The 25,918-nt window shown below is 66.7% G+C and carries 27 protein-coding genes, 1 tRNA gene and 1 riboswitch; of the genes, 21 read left to right on the forward strand and 7 right to left on the reverse strand.

Annotated features, from left to right (window positions below; genetic code table 11):
- Nucleotides 1-41 precede the first annotated feature (41 nt).
- The 4 genes from CXR42_RS17005 (at nucleotide 42) to CXR42_RS17020 (ending at nucleotide 3,571) form a co-directional block, all read left to right on the forward strand.
- Nucleotides 42-1,643 carry a bifunctional metallophosphatase/5'-nucleotidase gene (locus tag CXR42_RS17005; RefSeq protein WP_103258788.1) on the forward strand — a complete coding sequence of 534 codons (1,602 nt, stop codon included), beginning with the start codon at nucleotides 42-44 and terminating at the stop codon, nucleotides 1,641-1,643.
- A 103-nt stretch (nucleotides 1,644-1,746) separates the two neighbouring features.
- Nucleotides 1,747-2,403, forward strand: coding sequence for an SOS response-associated peptidase (locus CXR42_RS17010; protein WP_103258789.1), 657 nt, complete (start codon nucleotides 1,747-1,749; stop codon nucleotides 2,401-2,403).
- Nucleotides 2,404-2,437: 34 nt separating this feature from the next.
- Nucleotides 2,438-2,511 (forward strand) — tRNA-Gly (locus tag CXR42_RS17015).
- 211 nt (nucleotides 2,512-2,722) lie between these two features.
- A complete protein-coding gene (locus tag CXR42_RS17020) occupies nucleotides 2,723-3,571 on the forward strand; it encodes a dioxygenase family protein (RefSeq protein ID WP_103258790.1) in 849 nt (282 codons plus the stop codon).
- Nucleotides 3,572-3,726: 155 nt separating this feature from the next.
- Here CXR42_RS17020 and CXR42_RS17025 read toward each other — a convergent pair whose 3' ends face one another.
- Together CXR42_RS17025 and fabB are read right to left on the reverse strand one after the other, a co-directional pair.
- A complete protein-coding gene (locus tag CXR42_RS17025) occupies nucleotides 3,727-4,515 on the reverse strand; it encodes an enoyl-ACP reductase FabI (RefSeq protein ID WP_103258791.1) in 789 nt (262 codons plus the stop codon).
- A 6-nt stretch (nucleotides 4,516-4,521) separates the two neighbouring features.
- A complete protein-coding gene (gene fabB / locus CXR42_RS17030; RefSeq protein ID WP_103258792.1) occupies nucleotides 4,522-5,751 on the reverse strand; it encodes a beta-ketoacyl-ACP synthase I in 1,230 nt (409 codons plus the stop codon).
- A 286-nt stretch (nucleotides 5,752-6,037) separates the two neighbouring features.
- On the opposite strand from fabB, the gene gdhA reads away from it, so the two are divergent.
- The gene (gdhA, locus tag CXR42_RS17035; RefSeq protein WP_103258793.1) at nucleotides 6,038-7,393 is read left to right on the forward strand and encodes an NADP-specific glutamate dehydrogenase; all 1,356 of its coding nucleotides are present in this window, start codon (nucleotides 6,038-6,040) and stop codon (nucleotides 7,391-7,393) included.
- Between the two features lie 76 nt (nucleotides 7,394-7,469).
- Here the strand turns inward: gdhA and CXR42_RS17040 are convergent, their stop codons facing one another.
- Nucleotides 7,470-7,985 carry a YfbU family protein gene (locus CXR42_RS17040; RefSeq protein WP_103258794.1) on the reverse strand — a complete coding sequence of 172 codons (516 nt, stop codon included), beginning with the start codon at nucleotides 7,983-7,985 and terminating at the stop codon, nucleotides 7,470-7,472.
- Between the two features lie 15 nt (nucleotides 7,986-8,000).
- Nucleotides 8,001-8,510, reverse strand: a complete 510-nt coding sequence (gene fabA, locus CXR42_RS17045; RefSeq protein WP_103258795.1) for a bifunctional 3-hydroxydecanoyl-ACP dehydratase/trans-2-decenoyl-ACP isomerase — start codon at nucleotides 8,508-8,510, stop codon at nucleotides 8,001-8,003.
- 91 nt (nucleotides 8,511-8,601) lie between these two features.
- Here fabA and CXR42_RS17050 point away from each other — a divergent pair, with 91 nt between their 5' ends.
- Both CXR42_RS17050 and irrA read left to right on the forward strand, forming a co-directional pair.
- Nucleotides 8,602-9,864, forward strand: coding sequence for an MFS transporter (locus CXR42_RS17050; RefSeq protein WP_103258796.1), 1,263 nt, complete (start codon nucleotides 8,602-8,604; stop codon nucleotides 9,862-9,864).
- 54 nt (nucleotides 9,865-9,918) lie between these two features.
- Nucleotides 9,919-10,347, forward strand: a complete 429-nt coding sequence (irrA, locus tag CXR42_RS17055; protein WP_103258797.1) for an iron response transcriptional regulator IrrA — start codon at nucleotides 9,919-9,921, stop codon at nucleotides 10,345-10,347.
- A gap of 45 nt (nucleotides 10,348-10,392) precedes the next feature.
- Here the strand turns inward: irrA and CXR42_RS17060 are convergent, their stop codons facing one another.
- Nucleotides 10,393-10,935: a fasciclin domain-containing protein gene (locus tag CXR42_RS17060; RefSeq protein WP_103258798.1), complete on the reverse strand. Its 543-nt coding sequence runs from the start codon at nucleotides 10,933-10,935 to the stop codon at nucleotides 10,393-10,395.
- Nucleotides 10,936-11,064: 129 nt separating this feature from the next.
- Complete coding sequence (locus tag CXR42_RS17065; RefSeq protein ID WP_103258799.1) at nucleotides 11,065-11,934, reverse strand: hypothetical protein; 870 nt, start codon at nucleotides 11,932-11,934, stop codon at nucleotides 11,065-11,067.
- A 100-nt stretch (nucleotides 11,935-12,034) separates the two neighbouring features.
- Here CXR42_RS17065 and miaB point away from each other — a divergent pair, with 100 nt between their 5' ends.
- From miaB to CXR42_RS17130, 13 genes are all read left to right on the forward strand, one after another.
- Entirely contained in the window at nucleotides 12,035-13,354 is a 1,320-nt protein-coding gene (gene miaB / locus CXR42_RS17070; RefSeq protein ID WP_103258800.1) for a tRNA (N6-isopentenyl adenosine(37)-C2)-methylthiotransferase MiaB, read from the forward strand.
- A gap of 189 nt (nucleotides 13,355-13,543) precedes the next feature.
- Nucleotides 13,544-14,092 carry an OmpA family protein gene (locus CXR42_RS17075; protein WP_245875478.1) on the forward strand — a complete coding sequence of 183 codons (549 nt, stop codon included), beginning with the start codon at nucleotides 13,544-13,546 and terminating at the stop codon, nucleotides 14,090-14,092.
- 4 nt (nucleotides 14,093-14,096) lie between these two features.
- Nucleotides 14,097-14,486 carry a hypothetical protein gene (locus CXR42_RS17080; protein ID WP_103258802.1) on the forward strand — a complete coding sequence of 130 codons (390 nt, stop codon included), beginning with the start codon at nucleotides 14,097-14,099 and terminating at the stop codon, nucleotides 14,484-14,486.
- A gap of 205 nt (nucleotides 14,487-14,691) precedes the next feature.
- Nucleotides 14,692-15,711: a PhoH family protein gene (locus CXR42_RS17085; protein WP_180996097.1), complete on the forward strand. Its 1,020-nt coding sequence runs from the start codon at nucleotides 14,692-14,694 to the stop codon at nucleotides 15,709-15,711.
- A 171-nt stretch (nucleotides 15,712-15,882) separates the two neighbouring features.
- Nucleotides 15,883-16,383 carry an rRNA maturation RNase YbeY gene (gene ybeY, locus CXR42_RS17090; protein WP_103258803.1) on the forward strand — a complete coding sequence of 167 codons (501 nt, stop codon included), beginning with the start codon at nucleotides 15,883-15,885 and terminating at the stop codon, nucleotides 16,381-16,383.
- Nucleotides 16,384-16,426: 43 nt separating this feature from the next.
- On the forward strand, nucleotides 16,427-17,311 hold the full coding sequence (locus CXR42_RS17095) for a transporter associated domain-containing protein (protein ID WP_103258804.1): 885 nt from the start codon (nucleotides 16,427-16,429) through the stop codon (nucleotides 17,309-17,311).
- Nucleotides 17,312-17,314: 3 nt separating this feature from the next.
- A complete protein-coding gene (gene lnt / locus CXR42_RS17100) occupies nucleotides 17,315-18,790 on the forward strand; it encodes an apolipoprotein N-acyltransferase (RefSeq protein ID WP_103258805.1) in 1,476 nt (491 codons plus the stop codon).
- A 35-nt stretch (nucleotides 18,791-18,825) separates the two neighbouring features.
- Nucleotides 18,826-18,874, forward strand: a riboswitch (SAM-SAH riboswitch).
- 7 nt (nucleotides 18,875-18,881) lie between these two features.
- Nucleotides 18,882-20,048 carry a methionine adenosyltransferase gene (metK, locus tag CXR42_RS17105; protein ID WP_103258806.1) on the forward strand — a complete coding sequence of 389 codons (1,167 nt, stop codon included), beginning with the start codon at nucleotides 18,882-18,884 and terminating at the stop codon, nucleotides 20,046-20,048.
- Between the two features lie 133 nt (nucleotides 20,049-20,181).
- Nucleotides 20,182-20,871: a tRNA (guanine(46)-N(7))-methyltransferase TrmB gene (gene trmB, locus CXR42_RS17110; protein WP_180996098.1), complete on the forward strand. Its 690-nt coding sequence runs from the start codon at nucleotides 20,182-20,184 to the stop codon at nucleotides 20,869-20,871.
- 94 nt (nucleotides 20,872-20,965) lie between these two features.
- On the forward strand, nucleotides 20,966-22,312 hold the full coding sequence (gene aroA / locus CXR42_RS17115; protein ID WP_103258808.1) for a 3-phosphoshikimate 1-carboxyvinyltransferase: 1,347 nt from the start codon (nucleotides 20,966-20,968) through the stop codon (nucleotides 22,310-22,312).
- Nucleotides 22,313-22,346: 34 nt separating this feature from the next.
- A complete protein-coding gene (locus tag CXR42_RS17120) occupies nucleotides 22,347-22,964 on the forward strand; it encodes a hypothetical protein (protein ID WP_103258809.1) in 618 nt (205 codons plus the stop codon).
- 16 nt (nucleotides 22,965-22,980) lie between these two features.
- On the forward strand, nucleotides 22,981-23,580 hold the full coding sequence (locus CXR42_RS17125; RefSeq protein WP_103258810.1) for a (d)CMP kinase: 600 nt from the start codon (nucleotides 22,981-22,983) through the stop codon (nucleotides 23,578-23,580).
- A 2-nt stretch (nucleotides 23,581-23,582) separates the two neighbouring features.
- A complete protein-coding gene (locus CXR42_RS17130) occupies nucleotides 23,583-24,548 on the forward strand; it encodes a hypothetical protein (protein WP_103258811.1) in 966 nt (321 codons plus the stop codon).
- A gap of 9 nt (nucleotides 24,549-24,557) precedes the next feature.
- Here CXR42_RS17130 and CXR42_RS17135 read toward each other — a convergent pair whose 3' ends face one another.
- Nucleotides 24,558-24,893, reverse strand: coding sequence for a hypothetical protein (locus CXR42_RS17135; protein ID WP_103258812.1), 336 nt, complete (start codon nucleotides 24,891-24,893; stop codon nucleotides 24,558-24,560).
- 120 nt (nucleotides 24,894-25,013) lie between these two features.
- On the opposite strand from CXR42_RS17135, the gene CXR42_RS17140 reads away from it, so the two are divergent.
- Complete coding sequence (locus CXR42_RS17140; protein ID WP_103258813.1) at nucleotides 25,014-25,847, forward strand: YihY/virulence factor BrkB family protein; 834 nt, start codon at nucleotides 25,014-25,016, stop codon at nucleotides 25,845-25,847.
- The last annotated feature ends 71 nt before the right edge of the window (nucleotides 25,848-25,918 follow it).

Below are 25,918 nucleotides of genomic sequence, written 5' to 3' on the forward strand. Positions count from 1 at the left end.
CGCGGGCAGGCTGAGGCCATCAACCATCAAGGGAGCATTCGATGCGCACGCTTTACCTCTCCAGCGCGGCCCTGGCCCTGTCGGCAGGGCTGGCCCAGGCGGATTACACGCTGCATGTCATTCACATCAACGACCTGCACAGCCGGATGGAGGCGATCAACGCCTTTGACAGCACCTGCAGCGCCGAAGATGCGGCGGAAAACAAGTGCTTCGGCGGCGTGGCGCGGGTGGCGACCAAGATCAACGAGCTGCGCGACAAGGTGACGGCCGAGGGCGGCAACGTGATCGTGCTGGATGCGGGCGACCAGTTCCAGGGCAGCCTGTTCTACACCACCTACAAGGGCGCGGCCGAGGCCGAGTTCATGGAGAAGATCGGCTTTGACGCGATGGCCGTGGGCAACCACGAATTCGACGATGGGCCCGAGGGGCTGGCCGCGTTCTTGGACAAGGTGACCTTCCCGGTGATCAGCGGCAACACCGATGTCAGCCAGAACAACGCTCTGGCCGGCCGGGTGCAGAATCACGTGGTGCTGGAGGTGGGCGGCGAAAAGATCGGCATCATCTCGGCCCTGGCGACGGACACTGTCGATACCTCCAGCCCCGGGCCAAGCGTGATCTTCCAGGACGAGGTCGACAGCCTGGGCGCCGATGTCGCCGCGCTGGAGGCCGAGGGCGTCACCAAGATCATCGCGCTGACCCACGTCGGCCTGCCAAAGGACCTGGAGATCGCGGCCGCCGTGCCGGGGATCGACGCGGTGGTGGGCGGGCACTCGCACACGCTCCTGTCCTCCAAGGACCCCAAGCGCGCGGGCCCCTATCCGACCTGGGTCGACGGCCAGAACGGGGCGCTGGTGCCGGTGGTGCAGGCCTATGCCTACTCCAAGTATGTCGGCCATCTGATCCTGACCTTTGACGACGCCGGGAACCTGAAATTCGCGGAAGGCGACACGATCCTGCTGGATGCCAGCGTCACCCCCGACCCCGAGATCGAGGCGCGGGTCAAGGAGATGGGTGCGCCCATCGAAGAACTGAAGAACAAGGTCGTGGCCGAAGCGACGGCCGAGATCGACGGCAGCCGCGAGACCTGCCGGGCGGTGGAATGCCCGATGGGCAACCTGATCGCCGAGGCGATGCTGGACCGGGTCAAGGACCAGGGCGTGACCATCGCGATCCAGAACGGCGGTGGCGTTCGCGCCAGCATCGATGCCGGTCCGGTCACGATGGGCGAGGTCCTGACGGTGCTGCCGTTCCAGAACACGCTGTCCACCTTCGAAGTGACCGGCGAGACCATCGTCGCCGCTTTGGAAAACGGCGTGAGCCAGGTCGAGGAAGGTGCCGGCCGCTTCGCGCAGGTCGCGGGGCTGAAGTACACGTTTGATCCCAAAGCTCCGGCCGGGGCGCGGGTCAGCGACGTGCAGGTGCTGGTCGGCGGCGACGCCTGGGGGCCGATCGACCCGGCGGCCACCTACAAGGTCGTGTCGAACAACTATGTCCGGGGCGGCGGCGACGGGTTCCGCATGTTCGTCGATGCGGCCAATGCCTATGACTTCGGGCCAGATCTGGCGGACGTGACCGCCGAGTACATGGCGAAGGTCGGCCCCTACACCCCGATGACGGATGGCCGGATCACCGTGAAGCAGTAGGTCCTGCGGACCAAGACCCAGCGGGGCGCCAGCATCTGGCGCCCCGTTTCCGTTTGATGCGGCGCGTCTTGGCGTTTTCCCGGCGCGCGCCTATCTTCGCCCCATGTGCGGGCGTTTCACCATCACCCATCCGAATGAGGCGCTGGCCGCGCTGTTCGATGCCGTGCCGGGCAATGACCTGCCGCAGGGGCCGAACTTCAACATCTGCCCGACGAACCCGGTGGTCGTGGTGACCTCGGATGGCGGGCAGCGGCGGTTGCGGGCGATGCGCTGGGGGTTCCTTCCGACCTGGTACAAGGCGCCGAACGATGGTCCGCTGATCATCAATGCCCGCTCGGACACGGTCGCCACCAAGCCGGCCTTCCGTGAGGCGGTCCGGGCGCGGCGCTGCATCGTGCCGGCCTCGGGCTTCTATGAATGGAGCGAGGGCGAGAAGGGTGCGCGGCTGCCGTGGTATTTCACCCTGGCCGATGGCTTGCCGATGGCGCTGGCCGGGGTCTGGCAGCGCTGGGGCGAGATGGACACGGTTGCCATCGTCTCGACCGAGGCGGGGCCGGGGATGGACGCGATCCACCACCGTGAGCCGGTGGTGCTGGAGCGTGCCGACTGGCCGCTGTGGCTGGGCGAGGCCGGGCATGGGGCGGCGGTGTTGATGAAGGCCAGCGCGCCGGGGGTGCTGACCAAGCCCTTCAGGGTGGGGGTCGAGGTGAACTCGAACCGCGCCAGCGGGCCGGGGCTGATCGCGCCGCTGGCGGCTTGAAGCGGCCGGGGCGAGATGCTATCTGACCTGCAGCGCGGGTGTTGTGTAATGGTAAGACCCTAGCCTTCCAAGCTAGAGACACGGGTTCGATTCCCGTCACCCGCTCCATCCCCTTTTCGGTCCAAATGGGTTCTCGTGCGCTTCTGCGGACGTGATCCTTGCCGCTCTGTCCATAGTGGACAGTTTTGGACTGTGTAGTGCTTTCAATGGCTTGGCAGTGAGCGTAAACCAATTGGCAAGGTTTGGCGCTCATGGCCGAGAACGGCGACGGAAGCCGATCTACGCGGCGTATGATGCGGATACGGCGTAGGAGACCTTGATGCCCGGCAAGCCCGACCGAGACCATGACCACGACCATGACGACGGGCCGGAAGGCCTTGCCGCGGATTTGCCGCACCTGGCGCGGCGCCGGGCATTGCTGACCGGGCTGGCCTTTGGCGGGGCCGCGCTGTCGCTATGGGTGGCGCAGGGCGGGGCGCAGACCATGACGGGGCGGGCGGCGGATGGCAGCATCTGCGTTGCCAACCCGGCCGAGACCGCTGGCCCCTTCCCGGCGGACGGCACCAACGTGCGTGAGGGCCAGGCCGTCAACATCCTGACCGAGGAAGGTGTCATCCGCGAAGATATCCGCACCAGCATCGGCGGGCTTTCCCCGGTGGCCGAGGGCGTGCCGGTCGCGCTGGAGATCACGCTGGTCGACCTGGGGCGGGCCTGCGCGCCTTTGGGCGGGATGGCGGTCTATGTCTGGCAATGCGACGCGGAAGGGGTCTATTCGATCTATGGTGCCGCCGACCGCAACTATCTGCGCGGCGTGGGGATCAGCGATGCGCAAGGCCGGGTCCGGTTCACCACGGTCTTTCCGGCCTGCTACCCGGGCCGCTGGCCGCACCTGCATTTCGAGGTATTCTCCAGCGCGGAAATGGCCGTTTCGGGCAAGGGGGCGCTTCTGACCAGCCAGTTCGCCCTGCCCGAGGCCGCGTGCCGGGCGGTCTATGACATCCAGCCGCTGTATCGGGCCAGCCGCGACACCATCGAAGGGGTCAGCCTGAAACGCGACGGCATCTTCCGCGATGCGTCAGAGCAGGCGCTTTCGGCGCAGATGCTGGCGATGGAGGGTGACCCGGCCTTTGGCTATCGTGCGACGGGACGGGTGGGGCTGGTCCTTTGACGCTGCGGGCTCGTCGATGACTTCGTCACTCCTCGCGCTTTGGCGTGCGATGGGACGGGTGGGGCTGGTGCCACCTCTTGCTCGTCGATGACTTCGTCACTCCTCGCCGGGGTGCCCGCCGACGAGAAGACGAAGTCGCACGAGGAGGATTGCGGTCAGAGGTTCTGGGCCTGCGGGAAGCCAAGGACATGGTAGCCGCCGTCGACATGCACCACCTCACCCGTGGTGCAGGCGCCGTAGTCGGAACACAGCCAGACCGCGGTGCCGCCGATGGCGTCAAGCGTGGCATTCTCGCGCAGGGGGGCGTTTTCTTCGGTGTGGCGGAAGGTGGCCCGGGCGCCGCCGATGGCTGATCCGGCCAGGGTCTTCATCGGACCGGGTGAGATCGCGTTGACGCGGATCTTCTGCGGGCCAAGGTCATTCGCCAGGTAGCGGGTCGCCGATTCCAGCGCCGCCTTGGCCACGCCCATCACGTTGTAGTTCGGCGAAACCCGGTTCGAGCCCTGGAAGGTCAGGGTGATCAGCGTGCCGCCGTTCGGCATCATCGGCTCGGCCCGGCGGGCCACGTCGATGAAGCTGAAGCAAGAGATGTTCAGCGAGTTCAGGAAGTTGCCCTTGGTCGTGTTGATGAAGCGGCCGGTCAGCTCGGTCTTGTCCGAGAAGGCGATGGCGTGGACAAGGAAATCCAGCGACCCCCAACGGCGGCCGATTTCGGCAAAGCAGGCGTCCAGGCTGTCCTCGTTCGTCACGTCGACGTCGACCAGCAGGTCGGACCCCACGCTTGCCGCAAGGGGTTGCAGCCGCTTGCCGAACGCCTCGCCCTGGTAGCTGAAGGCCAGCTCCGCGCCCTCGGCCGCAAGGGCGGATGCGATGCCCCAGGCGATGGAACGTTCGTTCGCCACGCCCATGACAAGCCCGCGCTTGCCCTTCATCAGTTCGGCCATGATGCGTTACCCGAGGTATTTGGACATGACGAGGGTCGCGTTGGTGCCGCCGAAGCCGAAGCTGTTCGACAGGACCGAGTCGAGTTGCACGTTGTCGCGCATGGTGGTCACGATCTCGGCCGGGTCCAGGGCGGGGTCCAGCGTTTCCACATTGGCCGAAGCGGCGATGAAGTTGCCGTTCAGCATGATCAGCGAATAGATCGCCTCCCACACGCCCGCGCCGCCAAGGCAGTGGCCGGTCAGCGACTTGGTCGAGGCGATGGGGGGCGTTGAACCCTGGCCGAAGACGCGGCGGATGGCTTCGACCTCGGTCACGTCGCCGACGACGGTGCTGGTGCCGTGGCTGTTGATATAGTCGATGCGGCGGTCCTTTGGCAGCGTGGACAGCGCCACCCGCATCGCCCGTTCCCCGCCTTCGCCACTGGGGGCGACCATGTCGTGGCCGTCCGAGGTGGCGCCATAGCCGGTGACTTCGGCATAGATCTTCGCGCCGCGCGCGAGGGCGTGTTCCAACTCCTCCAGCACCACGATCCCGCCGCCACCGGCGATGACAAAGCCGTCGCGGTTGGCATCATAGGTGCGCGAGGCGCGTTCGGGCGTGTCGTTGTACTTGGACGACATCGCGCCCATCGCGTCGAAGAGGCAGGAGAGCGTCCAGTCCAACTCCTCGCCCCCGCCGGCAAAGACGATGTCCTGCTTGCCCATCTGGATCAGCTCTGTCCCGTTGCCGATGCAGTGGGCGGAGGTCGAGCAGGCGGAGGTGATCGAGTAGTTCACGCCCTTGATCTTGAACGGGGTGGCCAGGCAGGCCGAGACGGTCGAGGACATGCCCTTGGTCACGCCGAAGGGGCCGATGCGTTTGGGGCTGCCGGTTTCGCGGACGATGTTGTGGGCCTTGAAGAAGGATTTGGTGGACGGCCCGCCCGAGCCGACGATGATCCCGGTGCGGTCGTTCGAGATATCCTGGGGCGCAAGGCCGGAGTCCTTTACCGCCTGGTCCATCGCGATGAAGGTATAGGCCGCCCCATCGCCCATGAAGCGCAGGTCGCGCTTGTCGATGTGATCTTCCAGCACGATGTTCGGCTGGCCGTGGACCCGGCAGCGGAAGCCATGTTCGGCGTAGTCGGGCGCAAAGACGATGCCGGATTTGCCCGCCCGCAGCGAGGCTTCCACCTCGGCGGCGGAATTGCCGATGGACGATACAATCCCGATCCCGGTGATGACGACGCGGCGCATGGGGCCTCCATTGGTAACCTTGCGTCTGTTTACGGGAGAGGGGGGAAGGGGGCAAGGCGGTTGCCAGTTGCGGCGTGCAGCGCCGCGTGCGGTCCGCTTGCCCGCAGTCCCAGCGGTTTGGCGAAAGAGGCACAGGGGCGCGAAGAAGTGTCGGAATATGTAGTGCTTTGGCGAATAGACGCCCGAAAAACGGGAGAACGCCGTTCAATCTGCCCAAAAGTTAATCTATGCCGTGGCTCAGGGTCGGGCCCGTCGCTCGACCAGTCCGAATTTCGAAAGCGCAGCGATGAACACGATCGATGAAAAGCTTCAGCCGATCCTGGCCGAAGTGACCCGCCGCAATGCCGGCGAACCCGAATTTCACCAGGCCGTGCATGAGGTTCTGGAAAGCCTGGGCCGCGTGGTGGCCAAGCATCCGCAATACCTGGACCTCGCCCTGATCGAGCGGATCTGCGAGCCGGAGCGGCAGATCATCTTCCGCATCCCCTGGGTCGACGACAAGGGCCGGGTGCAGATCAACCGGGGCTTCCGGGTCCAGTTCAACTCGGCCATCGGGCCGTACAAGGGCGGGATGCGGTTCCACCCTTCGGTGAACGTGGGGATCATCAAGTTCCTGGGCTTCGAGCAGACCTTCAAGAACGCGCTGACCGGGATGCCCATCGGTGGCGGCAAGGGCGGGTCGGATTTTGACCCCAAGGGCAAGTCCGATGGCGAGATCATGCGCTTCTGCCAGTCGCTGATGACCGAACTGCACCGCCACCTGGGCGAGCAGACCGACGTGCCGGCGGGCGACATTGGCGTCGGCGGGCGCGAGATCGGTTACATGTTCGGCCAGTACAAGCGGCTGAACAACCGGTATGAGGCCGGTGTCTTTACCGGCAAGGCGCTGGCCTATGGCGGGTCGCGCGCCCGGACCGAGGCGACGGGTTACGGCAACACCTATTTCGTCGACGCGATGCTGAAGACGCGGGGCACCTCGTTCGATGGCAAACGGGTGGTCGTGTCGGGTTCGGGCAACGTGGCGATCTACACGATCGAGAAGGTGCAAAGCTTTGGCGGCAAGGTCGTGGCCTGCTCTGACTCCAGCGGCTATGTCCTGGATGAGGCGGGGATCGACCTGGCGCTGCTGAAAGAGATCAAGGACGTGCGGCGCGAGCGCATCTCGGAATACGCCCGCCGCCGCGGGGACGGCGTGCATTTCATCCCGGCTGACAAGGGCAGCGTCTGGGATGTGGCCTGCGACGTGGCCATGCCGTCGGCCACGCAGAACGAGCTGTCGGGCAAGGACGCCCGCACGCTGGTCAAGAACGGCGTGATCGCGGTAGGCGAGGGGGCGAACATGCCCTCGACCCCGGAAGCGGTGCGGGTGTTCCAGGAGGCGGGCGTGCTGTTCGCCCCCGGCAAGGCGGCGAACGCGGGCGGGGTCGCGACCTCGGCCCTGGAGATGCAGCAGAACGCCAGCCGCGACAGCTGGACCTTCGAGCAGACCGAGGCGCGGCTGGCCACGATCATGCGCAACATCCACGACACCTGTCACCAGACCGCCGAGGAATATGGCGCGCCGGGCGACTATGTGCTGGGCGCCAACATCGCGGGCTTCGTGCGCGTGGCGGAAGCGATGAGGATGCTGGGCGTGATCTGAGCGGATCGCAGCCAAAGCCAGCAGGGCTTTCGTTAAGACCCTGCTGGCAAACACATACCTTAAATCGTGTTAGGCATCACCGAGCGGCAAGCACCGCGTCAATTTCGCCTGCATCCAGCATGCGAAACCCACCTGGCCACGTCGTGCGCATCTTCTCGATGATCGGCTCGTACACTTCGAGCATTGTCCGGTAGTTCCGTATAGATGCCGACGAGTGCGAGTTCTGAGTTGCCCCACGCAGGTCCGTGAAGCGGCCAAGTTTATTAACAAGCGTGTCGGCTACGCCGGAATGTGCATCGTTATTATGGTCGAAGCCCGAGAAGTTGGTAAGCTTTTTGTCCATCCCAAGCGTATCAGCACTCGACTGCAGGTGCCGGTACATTTCGAAGATTCTACGAGTCTCTTCCACTACTTCGTCCAGTGGATGCACAGCCTTTTCGAGCCACTCATACTCCCAGCTTAGTGCCCAGTCCTGACCCGAAGTTATAAGCTCTCCGACCAGTTTTGGGTCAACGAAATAATTGCTTCCGACACTGGCACTTGCCTGCATTACCAGTGTGAGTCGTTCAAAGTTGTTGAATTGGCTTTTCATTTGATTCCTTGGTTCTCAAGCCTCGCTGAGGGCGACCTTCATGTCCTTGACAAGATAGATCACCTCGCCGTCCGCCTCGACCCGGCCATCGGCGACGCCCATGGTCAGGCGGCGGGTTTGCAGGGCCTTGGTGAAATCGACGAAGTAGGTCAGCTTCTTGCGGTCGGGGCGGACCATGCCGGTCAGCTTCACCTCGCCCACGCCAAGCGCATAGCCGCGCCCCTGCCAGCCGCGCCAGCCAAGGTTGAAGCCGGTCAGTTGCCAAAGGCCGTCCAGGCCAAGGCAGCCCGGCATGATCGGGTTGCCGGGGAAGTGGCAGTCGAAGAACCACAGGTCGGGGGTGATGTCGAACTCGGCCACGACATGGCCCTTGCCATGCTCGCCGCGGTCTTCCGAGATGTCGGTGATCCGGTCCATCATCAGCATCGGCGGGGCGGGAAGCTGGGCGTTGCCGGGACCGAAAAGCTCTCCCCGCGCGCAGGCGAGCAGTGCTTCCTTGTCGAAATAGGTCGGATACGACGCCATAGCTTGTGGTCCCCCCTGTGCGATTGTCCCTACCTAGCATCGGGCCGGGAAGAGTGGCAAGTCTGACCCGGAAAACGGGGTGGAGGGCGGGATGTTCCGGCAATTCCTGGCGGCAAGCGGGTTCGCCAATCTGGCGGACGGGATCGGGGTCCTGGCCTGGGTCTGGGTGGCCAGCACGCTGACCCGCGACGCGGCGTTGATCGCGCTGGTGCCGGTGGCGCTGCGGCTGCCCTGGGCGGTCTTTGCCATTCCGGCCGGGATCGTCGCCGACCGGGTGGACCGCCGCCGGCTGGTCATCGCGATGGACATCCTGCGGGCGGTGGCGTTCCTGGCGGCGGCGGGGGCCTTGGCGCTGCGCGGCGAGGCCGCGCCCGCGCCGATGGAGGGTGTGAGTTCCTGGCCCCTGTTCCTGGCACTGTGCCTTTGCGCGGTGACGGTCGGCGTGGCCGAGGTCTTTCGCGACAACGCGGCCCAGACCCTGCTTCCGGCCATCGTGCCAGATGCGGGGCTGGAGCGGGCGAATGGCCGGCTGTGGACGGTCGAGGCACTGGCCAACCAGTTGATCGGCCCGGCGCTGGGGGCCTTCCTTCTGGGCGTGGCACTTGCGGTGCCTTTTGCCTTCAACGCGCTGGCCTATGCCGGGGCCGCGTTCCTTATGGCGCGGGTCGCGGGCACCTTCCGTCCCGCCGTGGTGGCCGAGGCGCGCTGGCGGCAGGCGCTGGCGGTTGCCTGGCGCTATCTTTGGGGGCAACCGCTCCTTCTGCTGCTGGCGGTGATCACCGGGGTCTGGAACCTGTGCTTCGAGGCGAGCCTGTTTGCCCTGGTCCTGCATGCGCAGGAAAACCTGGGGCTTTCGGCGCAGCAATACGGCTTTGTGCTGACCGCCTTTGCGCTGGGCGGCGCGGTGGCGGGCCTGACCGGAGACCGGATCGCGCGCCGGCTGGGGGCGGGGCGGACCATGGCGCTGACACTGCTGGTCAGCGCGGTCCTGCTGTTGCTGGTGCCCCTGGTGCCGAGTGCCTGGCTCTTGGCGGCCTGTTTCGTCGGGTTCGAGATGGCCGGGATCACCTGGAACATCGTCTCGGTCAGCCTGCGCCAGCGGCTGATCCCGGACGCGTTGCGCGGCAGGGTCAACAGCCTGTACCGGCTTTTGGCCTGGGGGATGATCCCCCTGGGCATCGCATTGTCGGGCTGGACGATCAGCCTGGCCGAGCCGGTGCTGGGCCGGGCGCAGGCGATTGTCCTGCCGCTGTGGCTGGGCGGGGGGCTGCTGCTGGTAATTGGCCTTGTGGTGCAGCGGCCGTTACGGCGGATGCTGGACCGGGCCGCGTCCGGGGCGCAATCCGGGGAATAGGGTTTGAAACCCGGCGGTTTTGTCCTTTATATAAGGGGACGGACAGGATGATCGATGACCCAGACGACGGACCCCCAGACAACGCAGCGCAGCACGTCCTGGCTTGCCTCGGCCGGATTGCGGCCGACGCGGCAGCGGTTGGCGCTGGCGGAACTCTTGGTCGGCGATGGCGAGAACCGCCATGTGACCGCCGAAAGCCTGCATGCCGCCTCGCGCGCGTCGGGTGAGACGGTCAGCCTTGCCACGGTCTACAACACGCTGCGCGCCTTCTGCGATGCCGGCCTGATGAACGAGGTCGTGGTGGACGGGTCGAAAAGCTATTTCGACACCCGCACCGATGACCATCCGCATTTCTACTGGGAAGACAGCCACAGCCTGACCGACGCCCCGGCCGAGGAGCTGAAGATCGCCGGCCTGCCCAAGGCGCCCGCGGGCATGGAAGTGGCGCGCGTCGATGTGGTGATCCGCCTGCGCAAGGCGTGAAAAAGGGCGGGGTTTCCCCCGCCCGCACTGGTCACGAACGCAGGCTCACTTCGGGACCATCACCGTGTCGATGACGTGGATCACGCCGTTCGACTGGTCGACATCGCCGATGGTGATGCGGCCGATATTCCGCGATTCCGAGTAGATCATCGCCGTATCGCCCTTGAAGCGGATCGACAGCGCGTCGCCCGACAGGGTGCGCAGGTTGGCCAGCCCGTCGCGTCCGACCTGGGCGCGCAGGTCCGCCAGCTTCAGGTCGCCGGCGACGACATGGGCGGTCAGGACCTTGGTCAGCATGTCCTTGTTTTCCGGCTTCAGCAGCGCGTCGACGGTGCCGGCGGGCAAGGCGGCGAAGGCGTCGTTGACCGGGGCGAAAACGGTGAAGGGGCCATCGCTCATCAGGGCATCGACCAGGCCCGCCGCCTTGACCGCTGCCACCAGCGTGGTGTGGTCGGCCGAGTTCACGGCGTTTTCGACGATGTTGCGCTCTTCCAGCATCGGCGCGCCGCCCACATCGGGGTTGGCGGCCAGCGCGGCGAAGGGCAGGGCGGTCAGGGCAAGGGCGGCAAGGCCGTGGCGCAGGATCATGGAGACACTCCGTCTGGTAGGACCAGCCGGACCATCCGGCTGTCACATGCAAAGGAACGGAGGCGTTTCGCGCGAAGTTTCGCGCCGCGGATCACAGGAGCGTGAAAGGGTCATCGGCGCGTGAAGGGATCAGAACCACTGGCCGGGTTCCATCAGGCCAAGGTCCAGCAGTTGCTGGCTGTGCCACTGGAACGGGGCCGAGTTGTGCCAGCGAAAGCTTTGGATCGCGTGGCGCGAGCCGGGGTTGGCGCGCAGGGCCTTGGCGGTGCGGAACGAGCAGACCGCGGCGGTCAGGTTGTGGTGCCAGGGGCAGGCATAGGTGTTCATCTCGTCTTCGGTCAGCGTGTAGTCCGGCAGAAGCCGCAAGCCGGGCTTGGCGCGGAACAGCGAGATACGGTCGATCTTGCGGCGGGCGGGGGGGATATGTTCCTCGAACCGCCAGCGCAGGCCGCCGTAGAAATCCAGCTGGCGTTCCTTGGGATGGTTGTGGCGTGCGCGGTCCTTGCGGGCCAGCGCGTAATAGCCCGACCGGTCCAGCCAGGCATCCTCCAGTGCCACCGCATTGCCGCTTGCGGTCAGGTCGCCGGCGTAAAGGTCGACGACATTGGTCAGCATCGCCTCGCGCCGTTCCTCGGCGTGGAAGGCCAGCAGTTCGCTGACCCGGCGCGTCTCGCAGAAGGGGAAGAACAGGTATTCGGCGTTGTAGCAGTAATGCACCCAGGCGCCCGCGACCTGGTCGATCACCTGGTTCACGGCGGCGATCAGTGCGCCGTCGGCAAAGACGTCATGGGTGACGGTGTGGATGCGGTCGGCAAGATCGGCCGGCGGGTCAAGGCCGGGTGGCGCCAGCAGGACCACGTCGCGAAAGCCGGTTTTCAGCTGATGCGCGAGGGTGGAGTGCAATTCTACCCCATCCTCGGCCAGGACCAGCGAGAGGGGGCCCTTGGCAAGGGTCGGGGCCTTGGCGGCCAGAAGGGCGGCAAGCGACGGGTAACGCATCGCGGCAGAATCGGTGATCCGCCGCAGGGATGCAAGGGTGGTCGGTTGCGCCGATGGGTCGGTTCGGGGTAGAAGCCGCCCGTTCCCGGAGACCCATGCCATGACCGACGCCAAGAAGCTGTTCGTCAAGACCTACGGCTGCCAGATGAACGTCTACGACAGCGAGCGCATGGCGGAAGCCCTGGGCGCCAAGGGCTATGTCACGACGGACGTGGTCGAAGAGGCCGACATGGTGCTGCTGAACACCTGCCACATCCGGGAAAAGGCGTCCGAGAAGCTGTATTCCGACCTTGGCCGTCTGCGCGCGCTGAAGGCGGCGCGTCCGGGGATGAAGGTCGGCGTCGCCGGCTGCGTCGCCCAGGCCGAGGGCGAAGAGATCCTGCGCCGCTCGCCCGTGGTGGATCTTGTGGTCGGCCCGCAGGCCTATCACCGCCTGCCCGCGATGGTCGAGGCCGGGGGCCGCGTGGTGGACACCGACTTCCCGGTCGAGGACAAGTTCACCCTCTTGCCCGAACGCAAGTCCCTGCGCGGGCCTGCGGCGTTCCTGACGGTGCAGGAAGGCTGCGACAAGTTCTGCGCCTTCTGCGTCGTGCCCTATACCCGTGGGGCCGAGGTCAGCCGCCCGGTCGCCCGCCTGCTGGACGAGGCGCGGGGGCTGGTGGCCCAAGGCGTGCGCGAGATCACGCTGCTGGGACAGAACGTCAACGCCTATCACGGTCAGGGGCCGGACGGGGTCTGGGGTCTGGCGCGGCTGGTGCGAGAGTTGGCGACGATCGAGGGTCTGGCGCGCATCCGCTATACCACCAGCCACCCGAACGACATGGACGACGACCTGATCGCCGCGCATGGCGATCTGCCGCAGCTGATGCCCTATCTGCATCTGCCGGTGCAGTCCGGGTCCGACCGCATCCTGAAGGCGATGAACCGCAAGCATACGGCCGAGCATTACCTGCGTCTGATCGACCGCATCCGCACCGCGCGGCCGGATATCCTGTTGTCCTCGGATTTCATCGTGGGCTTTCCCGGTGAGACCGATGCCGACCACCAGGCCACGCTGGACCTGATCCGCGCGGTGGGCTTCGGCGCGGCGTTCAGCTTCAAGTACTCGGCCCGGCCCGGCACCCCGGCGGCCGAGAAGGCGCCCGTCGCGGCCGAAGTGGCGGACGCCCGGCTGCAAGAGCTGCAGGCCCTGATCACCGCCCAGCAGCGCGCGGTGCAAGAGGCGATGGTCGGACGCGAGGTTGCGGTGCTGTACGACAAGCCGGGCCGCAAGCCCGGGCAGATGGTGGGCAAGTCCGACCACCTTCACGCCGTCCATGTCGAGGACGCAGATGGTCGAATCGGACAGCTGGTGCGGGTGCGGGTGACGGGATCGGCCACGAACTCGCTGGCAGCAGTTCCGGTGGGGCCTGCAACCTGACCGGGAGCGACTGTTGCAGATCGGCCAAAAAAACCCGCACAAGGTGATTGCAGGGCCACAAATCCCGGTCCTGCCTGACGAATTCCTTCTCTTCGCCCGCTTTCCTCTGCTTTATAGACGCCAAACATGGGTTGCGCGGCCCCCTGGGGGTCGTGCTTTGGGAGTGTGGCATTGATGAAGACGGGGAGCATGCTGCGACGCAGCCTGACGTCACTCGTGTCGGTGGCGTGTCTTGTCGTCGGGCCGATGGCGCAGGCGCAGGACGCGGCCGTGACCGGCAAGATCGAATGGGGCGTCTGGATCGACGCGGACGGCTGCCAGCATTGGTGGGCAGATGGCGGGACCGAAGGCTACATGGTGCCGCGCCGCGACCCCAAGACGGGCAAGCCGGTCTGCCTGCAGCAGACCAGCTGCCTGTCGGAAAGCACGGACGCCTATTTCGCCACCGCCAGCGCGCAGTTGACGGCAGATGGCCGCCGCAAGCTGGAGCAGTTCTTCACCACCTCGGATGCGTTCAGCTATTCGATTGCCGGGCACACCGACAGTCGCGGCTCGGATGCCTATAACCAGGGCCTGTCCGAGGCGCGCGCCCGCAGCGTGGCCGAAGTGGCGCAATCGGTGGGCGCGGTCGTGGACAGTGTCTCGGGTCTTGGCGAGACGCAGCCGATCGCATCGAACGCCACGTCGGCCGGCATGGCGAAGAACCGCCGCGTCGAAGTTTTCTGCAAGAAGGGCTGACCAGATGACGCTTGCAGTAAAGACCGCGACGACCCTTGGCCTGGCCAAGCGCCTGGCGCTGCTGCCGGTGCTGGCGCTGGGCCTCTCGGCCTGCGCCAGCGGCGAATTCTTCGAGGATGTCCAGCGCTATGGCGGGCCGGATTCGGTGATCGCCAAGGCGGGGGACTCGGGTACCGACAACGAGCCCTCGCTGGTCGATGGCGAGGCGGCGATCGCCTATGATCCCGACGGCTGCCAGGTCTGGATCATCGACGACGGTGTCGAGGGCTACTCCACACCGCGTTTCGATCCCAAGACGGGCCTGCCGGTCTGCGACGGCAAATATCCGCCCGGGACGGTGCTTGGGCCCTATGAAACCTCGACCGCGCCGGGCCCGGACTACGTTCCGCGCTAAAGCCTGGCGCTGGGCTTCCTTGTCCCGGTTTTCCGATCAGGGCCCCGACCATCGGTCGGGGCCTTCTTGCTGACGCATTAGTGGGCGGGCCTTCACAAAAATTGCGTCAACCAACGCAACAAATTGTGGGGGCAGCGGGTTTTCCTTGCCACAGATCGTATCCGGCTGCACAATTTCCCTGTGGCCTTGCCAGAAGGAGCACCCGTTGGGCATCAGCGCGCTGACCCCCCCGTCCGCCGAAGACGTCATCGAGACCGTCCTCGAATTCCCTGACAACCGATTGCTGATCGACCTGTGCGGCGAGTTCGACCGCAACCTGGCGCAGATCGAGCACCAGATGGGGGTCCACATCCTGCGGCGTGGCAACCGTCTGGCGGTGATCGGCGACAAGACCGCCCGCGAACAGGCCGCCGCAGTCCTGCGCTCGCTGTATGCCCGGCTGGAAACGGGCCGGGGCGTCGCGGCTGGCGACATTGACGGCGCGATGCGCATGGGTCGCCCGGTTGTTGGCAAGCCTGGCGGGAATGCCGACAGCGCCGAACAGATCGAGCTGTTCTCGACCGGGATGGAGCTTCGCACCCGCAAGAAGCCGATCGAGCCGCGGACCGAGGCGCAGAAGGCCTATGTCGCGAACCTGTTCCAGCACGAATTGGGCTTCGGCATCGGGCCTGCGGGCACTGGCAAGACCTATCTGGCGGTCGCGGTCGGAGTGACGATGTTCATCTCGGGCGCGGTGGAGAAGATCATCCTGTCGCGCCCGGCGGTGGAGGCGGGCGAACGGCTTGGCTTCCTGCCCGGCGACGCGAAGGAGAAGGTCGATCCCTATATGCAGCCGCTGTATGATGCGCTGAACGACTTCCTGCCGGCCAAGCAGGTGGAAAAGCTGATGCAGGAGAAGCGGATCGAGATCGCCCCCCTGGCCTTCATGCGGGGCCGGACGCTGTCGAACGCTTTCATCGTCCTGGACGAGGCGCAGAACGCCACGACCATGCAGATGAAGATGTTCCTGACCCGACTGGGCGAGGGCAGCCGCATGGTGATCACCGGCGACCGGACCCAGATCGACCTGCCGCGCGGCACGGCGAGTGGCCTTATGGACGCCGAACGCATCCTGAAGGGGGTGCGGGGGGTCAGCTTCAACTACTTCACCTCCAAGGATGTGGTCCGGCACCCGCTGGTCGGTCGGATCATCGAGGCGTATGAGGCCGACGAAGCCCAGGGGTGACGGGTGGCTTTCAGGCGGAGCGCTGACGCGCAAGACTTTTGTCTCGTCGTCGGGCTTCGCCTCCTCCTCGGCGATGGGGGCATTCTGCCCCCAAACCCCCTGAGGATATTTGGGGAAGAGAAAGCCCGGGTCGGGTTTGACGCCCGGCTGGCTTCGCGCTAGGGCGCAGGCATGGATCTGGTCGAGACAGTGATCGAGGACGCGCGGTGGGAGGCTTTTGGGCTTGCCGCCCTGGCCGAGCGCGCCGGGCGTGCGGCGTTGGCGGGCCTTGGGTTGCCGGTTGCAGGGTTCTCGATCAGCCTGATGGGCTGTGACGATGCGCGGATCGCGGTGCTGAACGCCGATTTCCGCGGCAAGCCGCAGCCGACCAATGTCCTTAGCTGGCCATCGGACGAACGGGGCGCGGAGTTTGTGGGCGAAGCGCCCGAGCCACCCGAACCCGGCGCGGCGGAGGATCCCGAAAGCCTGGGCGACATCGCCATCGCCTGGGATACCTGCGCGCGCGAGGCGGCGGAGCAGGACAAGCCGATGGCCGAGCATGTGACCCATCTGATCGTGCATGGGGTGCTGCATCTGTTGGGGTACGATCACATCGAGGACGAGGACGCCGCCCTGATGGAAGGTTTGGAAGTGCGGATACTTGCCAGCCTTGGGGTTTCTGACCCATATTAGGCGCTGCACCCGCGTGACGGGTGATTTTTCGGACAAAGGACCGATGGGCAGTAGCACCGACGGGTCTCCCGCAGCGCAGGGCGCGCTGGACGGGACGACCGATGACCCCGCCTCTGATCAAGGCCAACGCGGCTTTTTCGGACGGCTTCTCTCCGCCTTTTCCCCGGCATCCGAGCCGGCAGCCCCCGAGGCAGCTTCCGGTTCCAGTGCGGCGTCACAGGGGCTGCATGTCCTGCGCCGGATGCGGGTGGATGATGTGGCCATTCCCAAGGCCGAGATCGTGGCCGTGCCGCTGGACATCGGCAAGGAGGAACTGGTCGAGGTCTTTCGTGAGCATGGCTTCAGCCGGGTGCCGGTCTACAAGGGCACGCTGGACCATCCGCAGGGTCTGGTCCTTTTGAAGGACCTTGCCTTGCAGCATGGGTTTGGCGCCAGTGGCCGGTTCAGTCTGAAGCGGCTGTTGCGCCCGATCCTGTATGCGCCGCCGTCGATGCCCACTGGCGTCCTTCTGCAGAAGATGCAGAAGGAGCGCGTCCACATGGCCCTGGTGATCGACGAATACGGCGGGGTCGACGGGTTGGTGACGATCGAGAACCTGATCGAAACGGTGATCGGCGAGATCGAGGACGAGCATGACGAGGATGAAGGCGCGCTGTGGAAGGAAGAAAAGCCCGGCGTGATCCTGGCCCAGTCCACCGCGCCCCTGGAAGAGATCGAGGCCGCGCTGGGCATCGCGCTGCGGACCGGCGAGGAGGACGAGGAGATCGACACGCTGGGGGGCCTCGTGTTCCTGCGCTCGGGCCGGGTTCCGGCGCGGGGCGAGGTGATCGAGCATGAAACCGGCGTCCAGTTCGAGATCGTCGATGCCGATCCGCGCCGGATCAAGCGGTTGCGGGTGCGGCTGCCCTCGGCCCAGGCGACGACCTGACGGATGGCGCTGACCCGGTTGACGCCCAGGCGCCGGGCGGCGCTGGCTTTTATGCTGGGCATGGCGGTGGCGCTGGGGCAGGCGCCCTTCGGGTTGTGGCCTGTGGCGCTGGCGGCGCTGGCCGGGGTGATCTGGCTGGTCGCCGAGGCGGAAAGCTGGCGGGCCGCCTTCTGGATCGGTCTGGCGGCCGGGACGGGGCAGTTCGCCGTTGCGCTGTCCTGGATCGTGGAGCCTTTTCTGATCGACCTGCCCCGCCATGGCTGGATGGCGCCCTTCGCGGTGGTGCTGCTGTCGGCAGGGCTGGCGCTGTTCTGGGGGGCTGCGGCGGCGTTGGCCGCCCGGACGCGGCATCCGGCGCTGGGGTTTGTCGCGGCCTTCGTGGGACTGGAATGGTTGCGCGGGGTGGTGCTGACCGGCTTTCCCTGGGCGATGCTGGGCCATGTGTTCATCGGCACGCCGATCGATCAACTGGCGGCCGTTCTTGGCCCTTCGGGGTTAAGTCTGCTGCTGCTGCTTGCCGCCGCGCTGCCGGTGGCCTGGCGCTGGCGGGGGGCGCTGGGGTCGGCGGTGGTGCTGGCGGCAGGGCTGGGCTTCGGCCTGTGGCGGCTGGACCAGCCCCTGCCCGATGCGCGTGAGGGGCTGGTCCGTCTGGTCCAGCCGAATGCCGAACAGGCGCTGAAATGGGACCAGGCGCTGGCGGACACCCATCTGGACCGGCTGCTGGACCTCACCGCGCAGGGAACCCCGGCCGAGCTGACGCTGTGGCCCGAGACGGCAGTGCCCTTCATGCTGGAATATGCGCCCTCGGTCGCGGGGCTGGTGATGGCGGCCTCGGGCGGGCGGCCGGTGGCGCTGGGAATCCAGCGCGAATCGGAGGGGTTGTTCTACAACAGCCTGCGCGTGCTGGAAGGCGAGGGGACCGAGGTCGCGCGCTATGACAAGCACCATCTGGTGCCGTTCGGCGAGTATATCCCCTTCGGCGACCTGGCCTATGACTGGTTCGGGATCACGGCCTTTGCGGCCCAGGCCGGCAGCACCTATTCGGCGGGCGCGGGGCCGGCGATCCTGGACCTTGGCCGCTTTGGCAAGGTCCTGCCGCTGATCTGCTATGAGGCGGTCTTTCCCCGGCTGGTCAATGCCGCGCCAGAGCGGGCGAACTGGATGCTGCAGATCACCAATGATGCCTGGTTCGGGGTCTGGACCGGGCCATTTCAGCATTTCGACCAGGCCCGGTTGAGGGCGGTCGAGCAGGGGCTGCCGTTGGTCCGGGTCGCCAACACCGGGGTCACGGCGGTGATCGACGCGCGCGGACGGGTGGTCGAGGCGCTGCCCTTCGGCACCAGGGCGGTCCTGGATACGCGCATCCCCGGTGCCCTGCCGCCCACACCCTATGCGCGTTGGGGCGATCTGCCGCTGGGTCTGTTGCTGGCGGGCCTCGCCGGGCTGGCCTTTGGGCGGCCGCGCCGCAGCGCCCATTGACGACCCGCCCCCTGCGGTCTAGGTGCTGCTGCATTGAACCGCCACAACGGCTTCCTGGCGTGGCGGGGATTCACCAACGGAGCACTTCCCCATGAGCCGCAAAGATTACGTCTTTACTTCCGAGTCCGTCTCGGAGGGCCACCCCGACAAGGTCTGCGACCGCATCTCGGATGCCGTCCTGGACGCCTTCCTGAAGGAAGAGCCGAACGCCCGTGTGGCCTGCGAAACCTTTGCGACGACCAACCGGGTCGTGGTGGGGGGCGAGGTCGGCCTGTCCTCGAAAGAGGCGACGGCGGCGATGATGCAGCGCGTCGACGGCATCGTCCGCGACTGCGTCCGCGACATCGGCTATGAGCAGAAGAAGTTCCACTGGGAAAAGATCAAGGTCCACAACTACATCCACGAACAGTCCGCCCATATCGCGCAGGGCGTGGACAAGGATGGGGCCGGCGATCAGGGCATCATGTTCGGCTATGCCACGCTGGAGACGCCGGAATACATGCCCGCGCCGATCCAGTACGCCCATGCGATCCTGCGCCGTCTGGCCGAGGTGCGGAAATCCGGCGCGGAACCCACGCTGGGGCCGGACGCGAAAAGCCAGCTGACGCTGCGCTACGCCGATGGCAAGCCGGTCGAGGTGACCTCGATCGTGCTGTCCACCCAGCACACGTCCAAGCGCCAGACCTCGAAGGTCATCCGCAAGATCGTGGAGCCCTATATCCGCGAGGTCCTGCCCGAGGGCTGGATCACCCGCAAGACCGAATGGCACGTCAACCCGACGGGGACTTTCGTCATCGGCGGGCCGGATGGTGACGCGGGCCTGACCGGGCGCAAGATCATCGTCGACACCTATGGCGGTGCCGCTCCGCATGGTGGTGGCGCTTTCAGCGGCAAGGACCCGACCAAGGTTGATCGGTCGGCCGCTTACGCCGCGCGCTATCTGGCGAAGAACGTGGTCGCGGCGGGTCTGGCCGAACGCTGCACGCTGCAGGTCTCCTACGCCATCGGCGTGGCCAAGCCCCTGTCGATCTATGTCGACACCCACGGCACCGGCCAGGTCGAAGCCAGCCGCATCGAAAAGGCCGTGGCCGAGGTCATGGACCTGACCCCGCGCGGCATCCGCACGCACCTGGACCTGAACCGCCCGATCTACGCCCGCACCAGCGCCTATGGCCATTTCGGCCGCGCGCCGGAAGCGGATGGCGGTTTCTCGTGGGAGCGCACCGATCTGGTCGAGGCGCTGAAAAAGGCGGTCTGAGTCCACCTCCTCGATGACTTCGTCACGCGTCGTGCGCGCACCGACGAGGAGACGAAGTCGAACGAGGAGGCATCGCCTTGACCCTTGCCCCCGGCTCTGCTTGAAGGCCCCGGATCATCTCCGGGGTCTTTTCATGTCCGACGCGGGCGAACAGCGCAACTTCTATGGCCGCATTCACGGCAAGACCCTGCGCGCGCAGCAGAAGGCGGACCTTGAGACGGGGCTAGCTGCCCTGTCGCTGCCTGGCGTGACGCGTGAGGAGAACCCGTCGCGGGCGAAGCTGGACCTGGGCTTTACCGGTGGGCGGCCCCTGTGGCTGGAGGTCGGCTTTGGCGGGGGCGAACATCTGGTGCATATGGCCGCGCGGAACCCCGGCATCTACCTGATCGGCTGTGAGCCCTTCGTGAACGGGGTCGCGATGCTGCTGGGCAAGCTGCGCGACGGGAAGGTCGAGAATGTCGCGATCCATCCCGGCGACGTCCGCGACCTTTTCGACGTGCTGCCGGATGGCTGCCTGTCCAAGGTCTTTCTCAACTATCCTGACCCCTGGCCCAAGGCCCGCCACCACCGCCGCCGCTTTGTGACGCCGGGCTACCTGACCGCGCTGGCCCGCGCCTGCGCGCCGGGGGCCGAGTTCCGCGTTGCGACCGACATCCCCGATTACGTCCGCCAGACGCTGGAAGAGGTGCCGCAGGCCGGGTTCACCCTGGTCTCGCAGACCGGCGAGGGCGCGGCCTGGGAGGATTGGCTCTCTACCCGCTATGAGCAGAAGGCCCTGCGCGAGGGGCGGGCGCCGCATTACCTGACCTTCCGGCGGGGATAGCCGAAGCCTCCGGTCCCACTGCCTTGCAGAAATCGGGGTCGCGCGGGGCTTTCGCTTGCGCTATCAGGCTTCCCGAAGTGTGAGGGAGACCAAGATGTCCGGCCATGGCGACGCGCAACCGATGAAATCCCGCAAGTCCGGGCCGCTGAAGGGCGTGGCTTCGGTGCCGGGCGACAAGTCGATCTCGCACCGCAGCCTGATCTTCGGCGCGATGGCGGTGGGGGAGACGCGGATCTCGGGCCTGCTGGAAGGCCAGGACGTGCTGGACACCGCCAAGGCAATGCGGGCGTTTGGCGCGACGGTCACTCGGCATGGCGAGGGGGCCTGGACCGTGAATGGTGTCGGTGTCGGTGGCTTCCAGGAGCCGGCGGATGTGCTGGACGTCGGCAATTCCGGCACAGGCGCCCGGCTGATCATGGGGACGATGGCGACGACGCCGATCACCGCGACCTTCACCGGGGACGCCTCGCTTCGCAAGCGCCCGATGGGGCGGGTGACGGACCCGCTGTCGCTGTTCGGCGCGCGGGCCTACGGACGGCAGGGCGGGCGGTTGCCGATGACGATCGTCGGCGCGGCGAACCCGGTGCCGGTGCGGTACACGCTGCCGGTGGCTTCGGCCCAAGTGAAGTCGGCGGTGCTGCTGGCGGGGCTGAATGCGCCCGGCGAGACGGTGGTGATCGAGAAGGAACCGACGCGCGACCATTCCGAGCGGATGCTGGTCGGCTTCGGGGCCAAGCTGCACGTCGAGAAATCGGCCGAGGGGCATGTCATCACCCTGACCGGCCAGCCCGAGCTGCGCCCGCAGACCGTTGCGGTGCCGCGCGATCCCTCCAGCGCGGCTTTCCCGGTCTGTGCGGCGCTGATCGTCGAGGGGTCGGATATCCTGGTGCCGGGCGTTTCCCAGAACCTGACCCGGAACGGCCTCTATCTGACGCTGGTCGAGATGGGCGCGGAGATCGAGTTCCAGAACCCGCGGGAAGAAGGCGGCGAGCCGGTGGCGGACCTCCGCGTCCGGTTCAGCGGCGCCATGAAGGGGATCGAGGTTCCGCCCGAACGCGCGCCGTCGATGATCGACGAATATCCGGTCCTGTCGGTGGTGGCCTCCTTCGCGACCGGCAAGACGGTGATGCGGGGGGTGAAGGAATTGCGGGTCAAGGAAAGCGACCGGATCGACGCGATGGCCCGGGGGCTGGAGGCCTGCGGGGTCCGCGTCGAGGAGGACGAGGATACCCTGATCGTCCACGGGATGGGGCCGGGGGGCGTGCCGGGCGGGGCGACCTGTGCCACTCATATCGACCACCGGATTGCCATGTCGTTCCTTGTGGCCGGCATGGCAGCGCAGAAGCCGGTCGCGGTGGACGATGCCTCGCCGATTGTGACGTCTTTCCCGATCTTCGAAAGCCTGATGAACGGGCTTGGGGCCAATATCCGGCGGGAGTGAACCAGGGGGCCGCAGGCGAAAAAGGGGCGGGACGATGGCAGGCAAGGTGGCAGTGGCTATCGCGTTCAGCGTAGGACTCACCGGGTTGGTGCAGACGGCGCATGGCCAGTCTGAAACGGTCGAAAGCCCGTTCCTTGCCGAATTCCTATACCGCTTCGTCGATCCGATCCGGCGGGGCGAACCAATTGACCTGACAGGGCTCAGCCAGGCGGGCACGATTTTCGAAGCGACAAGCTACGATGCCAGCGATGGCAGCTTTGGTGCCACAATTGGGGAAAAGGGCGGCGATTTGGAAATCATGTCCATCGCCACTGCGGACGAGAATCTTGCCCCTGTTCCGCAGGGTGACCAGACAAACATCCGCATGACCAGGGCCGAGCTTGATGCCTTTGTCACGGCTGTGAGGCATTGGCAAAATTCGACGGACGGTGTCGAGCCAGTGGAACGCTGCCCGGACTGGCCGGTGCCGGGAGCATCTGAAAACGTCCTGTTGCAGGACGTCGTCCAGTTTCAGGCCGCGGATGGCAAGCTCGCGCTCCTGCAGGTCACAGCGTCGAATATGATCTCGGCAGAGGCGGCGGAGACGCTGAAACCTGTCTGGTTTGTCGTCATGGTGCTGCAGACGGGCAAAGAGTGGCGCTGTCCGGCGTGAGCAGAGGGAGAGTGCGGTGATCTTCACGGTGGCCATCGACGGGCCGGCGGCGGCGGGCAAGGGCACGATCAGCCGCGCGATGGCCGAGCGGTTCGGCTTTGCGCATCTCGACACCGGGTCGCTGTACCGCGCGGTCGGGGTGAAGAACGGCGATCCGGTCGCGGCGGCGCGGGGCCTGACGCCCGATGACCTGGAGCGGGACGACCTGCGGTCTCTTGCTGTGGGGCAAGCGGCCAGCCGGGTTGCGGTGATCCCCGAGGTGCGGGCGGCCTTGCTGGAGTTCCAGCGCAGGTTCGCGCGGCGCGAGGGTGGCGCGGTCCTGGATGGGCGCGACATCGGCACGGTGATCTGCCCCGAGGCCGAGGTAAAGCTGTACGTCACCGCCAGCCCCGAGGTGCGCGCGCACCGGCGTTGGCTGGAACTGGGCGGCGACGAGGCGCAGGTCCTGGCCGAAGTCCGCGAGCGTGACGCCCGCGACATGGGCCGGGTCGATGCGCCGCTGCGACCCGCTGCCGATGCCGTGCTGATCGACACCAGCGAAATGACCATCGGCGAGGCGGTGGAACTGGCCGCCGCAGCGGTCGAGGCTGCCTTGCGCCGGGCTGGGCCGGGCTGACGATGGTCCCCCGGCCCGAGGTCCATTTCCACATCAACCCCAAGCAGGCCCATGCCTGGCGCGGCAAGGAACGGCTGGCGATCTTTACCCGGCTGGCCGAACTTTGCGAAAAACACGGTCTTACCGTTCGTGCCCTGGCCCGACCGGGGCACGAGATGAACGCGGGGCAAGGCGCTGCGGATGGCAACCTGCATGTCGTCGAGAATGGCCAGATGCAGGGCGAAGGCTGGCTGAACACCGCGCTGGCCTATATCGAGGGGTTCTGGCACCTGGACCCCGAGGGCATCCAGGCCGAAAGCAGCGCCGGCCGGGCAGTCTTTGATCCCGGCGCGGTGGACGAGCCTGCGGCCCGCCAGTTCCTGGACCAGTTGCAACACCGCCTCGTCACCCCCCGCAAGTCGCGGTTCAACCAGCCGCGCGCGGCGGCGCAAGGCTTGCCGCAGGGGGCGGTTGCGCTGTTCCTGCAAGGCCGCTCGGCCTATCACAAGGGGCGCTGCCCCCTGCCGATGGAGCGGATGATCCAGGGCGTTGCGGCCGGGGCAGGGGGGCGGCCGGTCCTGGTCAAGCCGCATCCGAAGGCGCTGGAGGAAGGGGCCGCCGCGATTGCCGCCGCGATGGCGCGCGGCGCCAAGGTGCAAGTGACCGATGCCAATGTGCATGACGTGCTGGCCGCCTGCGCGGTCACGGTCTCGGTCAACTCGGCGGTGGCGATGGAAGGGTTCCTGCATGGCAAGCCGGCGATACTGTTCGGCCGGTCGGACTTTCCCAGCCTGGTGGTGCACGCAAAGGGTGAGGCGGATTTTCCGCAGGCACTGGCTGGGGCGCTGGGCCGGGACTGGCCCTTTGCCCGGATGCTGCACTGGTACTACGGCCAGCACACGCTGGAACTGGACGCCCCGGATTTCGAGGAACGGGCCTTTGCCGCCTTCGCGCGGGTCGGGTTTCCGAAAGACAGGCTGGGACTTTAGGCTGGGGCTTCAGCCCGACCGCCGCAGCAAGGCCGTCACCGCCGCCAGCGCCCAGGCGGGTAGGGCCAGGACAAGGACCGCAACCAGACCCAGGGGCAGCAAGCCCGCCCCACCGCCGCTGGCCAGACCGGTGACTGCAAGCACAAGCAGCAAGGGCAGAAAGACAAGCGCGGTCTGGCGCAGCGCCTGATCAGGGCGCAGCGCCGCCAGAACTGCGGTCGTCAGGACGGCCGCGCCCCAGACCGTCCAGAAGGCGGGGACATCCCAAAGCTCGCGCGGGTGGGCGGCCCAGGCGGCGCAGGACCACAGGGCAAGGCCGATGAGAAAGGGGGGCAACCAGGGCATGGGCACAGTTTTCCGGGGAAAGATGGCCGGAATATGGGCCTGGAATGGCAATGATCGTCGCAGCGCCGGAACTTCCGGGGGCTTCCGGCCGTTGGCTTTCGGGACGAAGGGAGACAGCGAATGATCCGGCTTTCCGATCTGGGCGGGTTTCTGCGCGCCTTGCGCGACGAGGTTCAGCGCGACCGCGTGCTGGCAGTGGCGGCGGGGGTGACGTTCTATGCGTTGCTGGCGGTGGTGCCGGCGATCACGGCGCTGATCTCGATTTTCGGGCTGATCCTGGCGCCGGAAGAGGTGCCGGGCCTGATGGCGCCGCTGGCCGGGCTGATGCCCGAGGAGGCGCGGGTGCTGGTGACGGGCCAGGCGGAACGGATCGCCGCCAAGGCCGACGACACGCTGTCCTTGACCGCGCTGGTGGCGCTGGCGGTGGCGCTGTGGTCGGCCAACGGCGGGACCAAGGCGCTGATCGAGGCGCTGGGGATCGCCTATGACGTGCGCGAGATGCGCGGCTTTGTGCGGCTGACGCTGGTGGCGGTGGGCTTCACGCTGGGTGGCTTCGCGCTGGTGGTCCTGATCGGCGCGGCCGTGGCGGCGCTGCCCTTCCTGGTCGACCAACTGGGCCCGGGGGCCGAGGCGCTGGTGCTGATCCTGCGCTGGCCGGTGATCCTGGCGGTGATGATCGTCGTCCTGGCCGTGGTCTACTGCTGGGGGCCGAACCGGCCGGATGCGGAATGGCGCTGGATCACGCCGGGGGCGGTCATCGCCTCGGTCGGGCTGGTGGCGATCTCGGGCGGGATGGGGTGGTATGTCGCCAACTTCGGCAGCTATGACGAGACCTATGGCTCGCTTGCGGCGGTGGTGGTGCTGATGCTGTGGGTCTGGCTGTCGACGGTGATGGTGCTGCTGGGTGCCGAGATCAACGCGGAACTTGACCGGCGCACCGCCGCGCGACGCTGAGTTTTCTTGCAGCGCGGCGGCATTGGGTCTATAGGCCGCCCATCCCGAAGTGATCCCGACCGCCGGCCCGT

This window comes from Tabrizicola aquatica (genome assembly GCF_002900975.1).
GTDB classification, from domain to species: Bacteria; Pseudomonadota; Alphaproteobacteria; order Rhodobacterales; family Rhodobacteraceae; genus Tabrizicola; species Tabrizicola aquatica.